Origin of the sequence: Streptomyces sp. NPDC090442 (assembly GCF_044769405.1) — a bacterium.
Lineage (GTDB): Bacteria > Actinomycetota > Actinomycetes > Streptomycetales > Streptomycetaceae > Streptomyces.
In genome coordinates, this window is the sequence record NZ_JBIVXW010000159.1 from 1 (window position 1) to 6,096 (window position 6,096).

The following is a 6,096-nucleotide window of genomic DNA, read 5'->3' on the forward strand; positions in this document are numbered from 1 at the left end:
AGACGTAAAGCGAAGCAGTCTGGCACACCGGCCCCGCAGGCCCGTCACCGCACCCCGACAGCCCCGCGCAGCGGATCGGCCCCGCGCAGCGGACCGGCAACGGACCAGACAACCCGCACCGCCCCGCGCAAGCGGACCGGCAGCGGACCGGCTCACCCCACGGGAACCCCGGCCTCAAGGTGCAGAGGGCAGCCCCGTTCGCGCGCCCGTAGTGCCCAGTGGAGGCGGTTCAGGCGGACCGGTGGCAGCATCGATGCGGCCTCGGATTCGGTGACGAAGCGCCAGTCGCGGAGTTCGGCGCCGGGGAGGCGGAGTTCCCGGATGCGGTCGTCGGTGAGCGTGCCGCCGTCGAAGAGGAGGCGGAGGCCGCCGAAGCCGGGGGGCTTGGGGGCCTCCCAGTCCAGGACCAGCAGGCGCGGGGCGCACGGGAGTTGGATGCCGAGCTCCTCGGCGACCTCGCGGATGCCGGCGCGGGCGGGGGCCTCGCCAGGTTCCACGATGCCGCCGGGGAACTCCCAGCCGGGCTTGTACGTGGGGTCGACGAGCAGTACGCGGTCCTGGTCGTCGAAGAGCAGCACCCCGGCGGCGAGGGTCTCCGCGGTGGGCTCGGGCGTCTGCACGATCCCACAGGCGCCGGCGCCGGTGCGGACGGCCTCGGCGACCCGCTCGGCGGTCTGACGCGGCGTCAGCGCCGTGGTGTCCACGACGTGGGCGTCGTTCTTGAGCCAGTCCAGGGCCTGCGCGTAGGGCCCGAGGTGCGCCAGGCCCCAGCGACGGACGGCGGCGTTGCCCTCCGGGTCGTCGGCACTCTCCTCGCGGTGCGCTATCCGCTCGCGCAGGATCGTTTCCTCCGCATGGAGGAGGACATGCAGGACGGGTATCCGACGGGCGGCTAGGGCGCCGAAGATCTCGTCGCGGTACTCCTGGCGCAGCAGCGTCATCGGCGTGACCAACGGGCCCGGCACCTCGGTGAGCAGCGCGGCCGCGGTGTCCACGACCAGCCGCCGCCAGGACGGCAGGTCCTGGTAGTCGTCGACCTGCTCGAACCGCTTGGCGGGCAGCATCAACCGCAGTCCGCTGCCGAGGAGTTCGGGGTCGTAGAGCGTGCTTCCGGGAAGCAGGTCGAGCAGTTCATGAGCCGCAGTGGTCTTGCCCGCACCGAACGTGCCGTTCAGCCAGACGATCACGGTTTCCCCTCTTCCCTAGACCCAGGTTGAGTTGCCCGCAACACCCTGCCACGGAAACGCTCGGGACCCCGGGCCGCGCGCGGGGCCGGGAACACCGCTGGAGGAAGACATCGCACGAGGACGCCCGTTCGTCTCCCCCGCCGCGAAGCCCCGGCAAACAAGCGCTCCCCCGCCCCTCCAGCACCGAAACCCCCACCCGCGCACCGCGTCCGACCGGCCGCCGACGGGTCGGTACGTCGCATATGCCGGAGTCCCATGGGTGGCGGGAGTCGCGCGGATGGGGCGCGTCCCGGGGGGCGGCCCGCTCCCTCAGCAGACCCGCAGCCCGGGCACCGGCTGGTCGTTCGCGCCGCCGGTCAGGTACACCACGCTGACGTAGACGCCCGCGTTGCCGCTGTCGTCGTCGGTCTTGGCCCACCAGACGTTGGTCCACTTCCCGTACGTCTCGCGGCGGCCCAACTTGGCCTGACAGTAGAAGTAGTTGGTGCCCGCGTTGACGTGGCCGACCTGCTGGAAGGAGGCGGTGTACGACGTCGCGGCGCGCCACACGGCGCAGTTGGTCTTGCCGCCGCCGGCGTCACTGCAGGACGGCGCCTGGGACGGCGCCCCGGTGCCGGCGCTGGCCCCGCCGGCCGCGGCCCCGGACCCGCCGCTGGTCGTGCCGCCGTGCGCACCGCCGGTGGCGCCGGCGTTCGCCCCGCCCGAGGCACCGCCGGGCGTGCCGCCCTGGTTGCCGCCGGCGGCCGCCCCGCCGGTCTGGCCGCCCTGGGCACCGGAGTTGGGGCTCCCCGGCGAGCCGCTCGGGGACGGGGTCGCCGAGCCGGGCGGGGAGGCGCTGGTGGCCGTGGTGTCGCCGGCGTCGCCCTTGCCGGACGAGACGCTCGACCCGCCCGTCGACGGCGGGGCGACCGGGGCAGCCGGCTGCCGTCCGTCGGCGGTGTCCCGGCCTCCGGAGCCGCCGCCACCGATCAGCGCGTAGGTGATCCCACCGCCGGCGGCCAGTACGGCCAGGGCGGCGGCCACCGCCAACAGCGCGCGGCGGCGCCGGCGGACCGGCACCCGCGCGGTCTCGCCGTCCGGGCCCGCCGGGTAGGGGTGCGGACCGGTGGCGGCCGTCAAGGCCGACGTCCCGTCAGCGGGGTGGCCGGACGACGCGTAGGGGCCGGGCGGCGCGGCCGGGCCACCCTGAGCACCCGGCCCGCCGAGCCAGCCGGGCGGCGGCGCACCGGCGCCCGCCGGACGAGGCAGCGGCCCGACCCCGGCCGTCGCGTCCGTGGCGGTGGGCGCGTAGGGCGTGCCCGATCGCGGAACGGGCGGCAGCGCCACCCCCGGATCACGGCCCTCCGCCACCGCCCGGAGCATCTCGCGGGCCTGCGCGGCGGACGGGCGGTCGGCCGGGCTCTTGGCCATCAGGGCGTGTAGGACCGGCGACAGCGGGCCGGCGCGCTGCGGTTCGGGCAGCGGTTCGCTGACGATCGCGGTGAGCGTCGAGAACACCGACGTGCGGCGGAACGGCGCGCCGCCGCCCTCGACCGCCGCGTACAGCGTCATGCCCAGGGACCAGATGTCCGAGGCCGGGGTGGGGTCCATGCCCTGGGCGCGCTCGGGCGGCAAGTAGTCGAGCGAGCCGACCAGTTCGCCGCTGCGGGTGAGGTTGGTGGTGGCGCCGTCGCCGGGGGCCTCGATGCTGGCGATGCCGAAGTCGGTGAGCACCGCCCGGCCGCCACCGGGGCGCCCCCACCGCTCCAACAGGACGTTGCCAGGCTTGACGTCGCGGTGCAGCACGCCGACCTGATGGGCGGCGTCCAACGCGTCCATCACCTCGGCGCCGATACGGGCGACCTCCCGGGGCCCCACCGGACCGCGCTCGCCGATCGCATCGTCCAACGACGGCCCGTCCACCAGCTCCATGACGATGACCGGCCGGCCGGCCTCCTCGATGACGTCGTGGACGGTCACCACGCCGGCGTGCCGGATGCGGGCGGCGGCCCGCGCCTCGCGCTGCATCCGGGTCCGCAGATCGGCGAGTTCCGGGCCGGAGGCGTCCGTGTAGGCCCGCAGCACCTTGAGCGCGACCTCGCGCCCCAGGACCTGGTCCTCGGCCCGGCAGACCACGCCCATGCCACCGCGACCGATCCGGCCGGTGACGCGGTAGCGCCCGCCGAGCACCCGCCCGGTCAGGTCGTCGTCGACGCCGCGCTTCGGCCCACTACGGGCGGCCGCCCGCGGCACCCCGCCACCGGGCGCCTCGCCCGCCGGCCCGGGCCCCTGCGCGCCGTCCGCCCCGCGCTGCTCGTGCTGCTCCCCCGAAGTCACCGTGCCGATCCCCTCGCTCCGCGTCCACGTACCCCACCGCGGCCCGTATGTCCCGGATGCCGGCGCCTACGCCACGGCCCTCGGGCGGTCCCGACCAGACTACGGGCCAGCGGGCCGCCCCCGCGCCCCCTGGGGACGGTCGCCGAACTCCCGTGTGGTGGTTGGGTCGTGGGGTGGTGGAGTGGCTCGGCCTGTACGGGCGGCGGGCTCGCTTCCAGGGGACCGCAGGGCCGCAAGCCGCCGTCCGGCCCTACGACGCAGGCGCGAACGCCGCGAGGCTGGTCCGTTGGGCGGCTGCCGCGGCGGCGCCCACGACGCCCGCGTCGGTCCCCATCTGGGCGGGCACCACGGTGAGTTTGGAGACGAAGGAGAGCGTCGCGTACTCACGCAGAGCGGTGCGCAGCGGGGCGAACAGGACGTCGCCGGCGCCCGCGACGCCGCCGCCGATGACCGCTATGTCGATCTCGACGAGGGTGGCGGTGGCGGCGATGCCGGCGGCCAGCGCCTGGCCGGCCCGCTCGAAGGAGCGGAGCGCCACGCGGTCGCCGGCGCGGGCCGCGGCGGCGACCGCGGCGGCGCTGCCGTCCCCGTCGGGGCCCGGTTGCCAGCCGTTGGCCAGCGCGCGGCGGGCGATGTTGGGGCCGCTGGCGATCCGCTCCACGCAGCCGCGCGCCCCACAGGGGCACGGGTCCCCGTCGAGGTCCACGCTGATGTGGCCGATATGCCCCGCGTTGCCCGAAGGGCCCGGGTGCAGCCGCCCGTTGAGGACGAGTCCACCACCCACCCCGGTGGAGACCACCATGCACAGCGCGTTGTCGTGCCCCCGCGCGGCGCCCTGCCAGTGCTCGGCGGCGGTCATCGCGACGCCGTCGCCGACCAGCACCACCGGCCGCCCGCCGACCAGCGCCCGCACCCCGGCGACCAACGGGAAGTCGCGCCAGCCGGGGATGTTGACCGGACTGACGGTCCCGGCCGCGGCGTCCACCGGGCCGGCGCTGCCGATGCCGACGGCCGCCACCCGCGCCCACTCCGGCCCGGCGGCGAGTTCCCGGACGACCCCGGCCACCGCGCGCATCACGGTGGCCCCGTCCTGGTCCGCGGGCGTCGGCCGGGCGGCCCGGACGACGATTCTGCCGCGCGCGTCCACCAAGGCGCCAGCGATCTTGGTGCCGCCGATGTCCAACGCTGCGCTGAGGTCCGTCTGCATCGGTGTCGAATTCTCCTGGTGGGCCCGGGGAGGGCCGGGGTACCGGCCCGGCGTGAGAGCGCCAGTCTTCCGGCATTTGACAACGTTGTCTAGGGGCTATGCTCGTCGCCACACGGCGGCACCTCCGCCCGCCCCTCCCGGCTGCCCGGTCGCGCACCCGCGCCCGGCCACCACCCCGCCCCGTCTACCGGCAGACAGGACCGCACCCGTGACCGAGACCGCCCGCGGCACCTCCCATCGCTACGGCACCCGCCCCACGATGAAGGACGTCGCGGCGCGCGCCGGGGTCGGCCTGAAGACCGTATCCCGGGTCGTCAACGGCGAACCGGGCGTCACCCCGGACACCGAGCGCCGCGTCCAGGAGGCGATCACCGCACTCGGCTTCCGCCGCAACGACTCCGCCCGCATCCTCCGCAAGGGCCGGACGGCCAGCATCGGACTGGTCCTCGAAGACCTCGCCGACCCCTTCTACGGGCCGCTCAGCCGCGCCGTGGAGGAGGTGGCGCGCGGCCACGGCGCCCTGCTGTTCAACGGTTCCAGCGCCGAAGACCCGGCGCGCGAACAGGAGTTGGCGCTGGCGCTGTGCGCCCGTCGGGTGGACGGACTGGTCGTCATCCCGGCCGGCGACGACCACCGCTATCTGGAGCCGGAGATAGCCGCCGGCGTCGCGACCGTCTTCGTCGACCGTCCGGCCGGCCGGATCGACGCCGACGTGGTCCTCTCCGACAACTTCGGCGGCGCCCGGGCCGCGGTCGCCCACCTCATCGCGCACGGCCACCGCCGGATCGGCTTCATCGGCGACCAGCCGCGCATCCACACCGCCAAGGAACGGCTGCGCGGCTACCGCACCGCGATGGCCGAGGCCGGGCTGCCGATCGACGACTCCTGGGTCTCGCTCGGCTCCACCGCCCCGGACCGGGTCCGGGCCGCGACCGCTTCCGTCCTGTCCGCCCCGGAACCGGTCACCGCCCTCTTCGCCGGCAACAACCGCGTCACCGTCACCGCCGTCCGCGTGCTGCGCGCACACCCGCGCCCGGTGGCCCTGGTCGGCTTCGACGACTTCGAACTGGCCGATCTGGTCCACCCCGCGATCACCGTCGTCGCCCAGGACTCCGCCCAACTCGGCCGCACCGCCGCCGGCTTGCTCTTCCGCCGCCTCGACGGCGCCGACGGGCCGCCCCAGCGGCTGGAGATCCCCACCCGCCTGATCGCCCGCGGCTCCGGGGAGATCCGGCCCACGGACTGACTTCCCCCGTTGTCGACCCTCCCGCCATGCGGGTTGCCGTCTTTTCGCCTTCGGCGGAGGGGGTGTGCAGGGCGGGGGCGCCTCGCTGCCGGTGGGTGGTGCCGGGGGCGGGTTTCCGGACTGCTTCGCTTTCCGTCCGG

At 75.7% G+C, this 6,096-nt stretch carries 4 protein-coding genes; 1 reads left to right on the top strand and 3 read right to left on the bottom strand.

The features are described from left to right. Positions 1-152: 152 nt before the first annotated feature. The 3 genes from ACIQU6_RS43550 to ACIQU6_RS43560 all read right to left on the bottom strand — a co-directional run bounded on the left by ACIQU6_RS43550 (position 153) and on the right by ACIQU6_RS43560 (position 4,710). Positions 153-1,187 (bottom strand): NUDIX domain-containing protein, encoded by a 1,035-nt coding sequence (locus ACIQU6_RS43550; protein ID WP_403488098.1) that lies wholly within the window; start codon positions 1,185-1,187, stop codon positions 153-155. 309 nt (positions 1,188-1,496) lie between these two features. Next, positions 1,497-3,419 carry a serine/threonine-protein kinase gene (locus ACIQU6_RS43555; RefSeq protein ID WP_403488104.1) on the bottom strand — a complete coding sequence of 641 codons (1,923 nt, stop codon included), beginning with the start codon at positions 3,417-3,419 and terminating at the stop codon, positions 1,497-1,499. Between the two features lie 334 nt (positions 3,420-3,753). Then, a complete protein-coding gene (locus ACIQU6_RS43560) occupies positions 3,754-4,710 on the bottom strand; it encodes an ROK family protein (protein WP_403488100.1) in 957 nt (318 codons plus the stop codon). Positions 4,711-4,918: 208 nt separating this feature from the next. Here ACIQU6_RS43560 and ACIQU6_RS43565 point away from each other — a divergent pair, with 208 nt between their 5' ends. Then, on the top strand, positions 4,919-5,956 hold the full coding sequence (locus ACIQU6_RS43565) for a LacI family DNA-binding transcriptional regulator (RefSeq protein ID WP_403488102.1): 1,038 nt from the start codon (positions 4,919-4,921) through the stop codon (positions 5,954-5,956). The last annotated feature ends 140 nt before the right edge of the window (positions 5,957-6,096 follow it).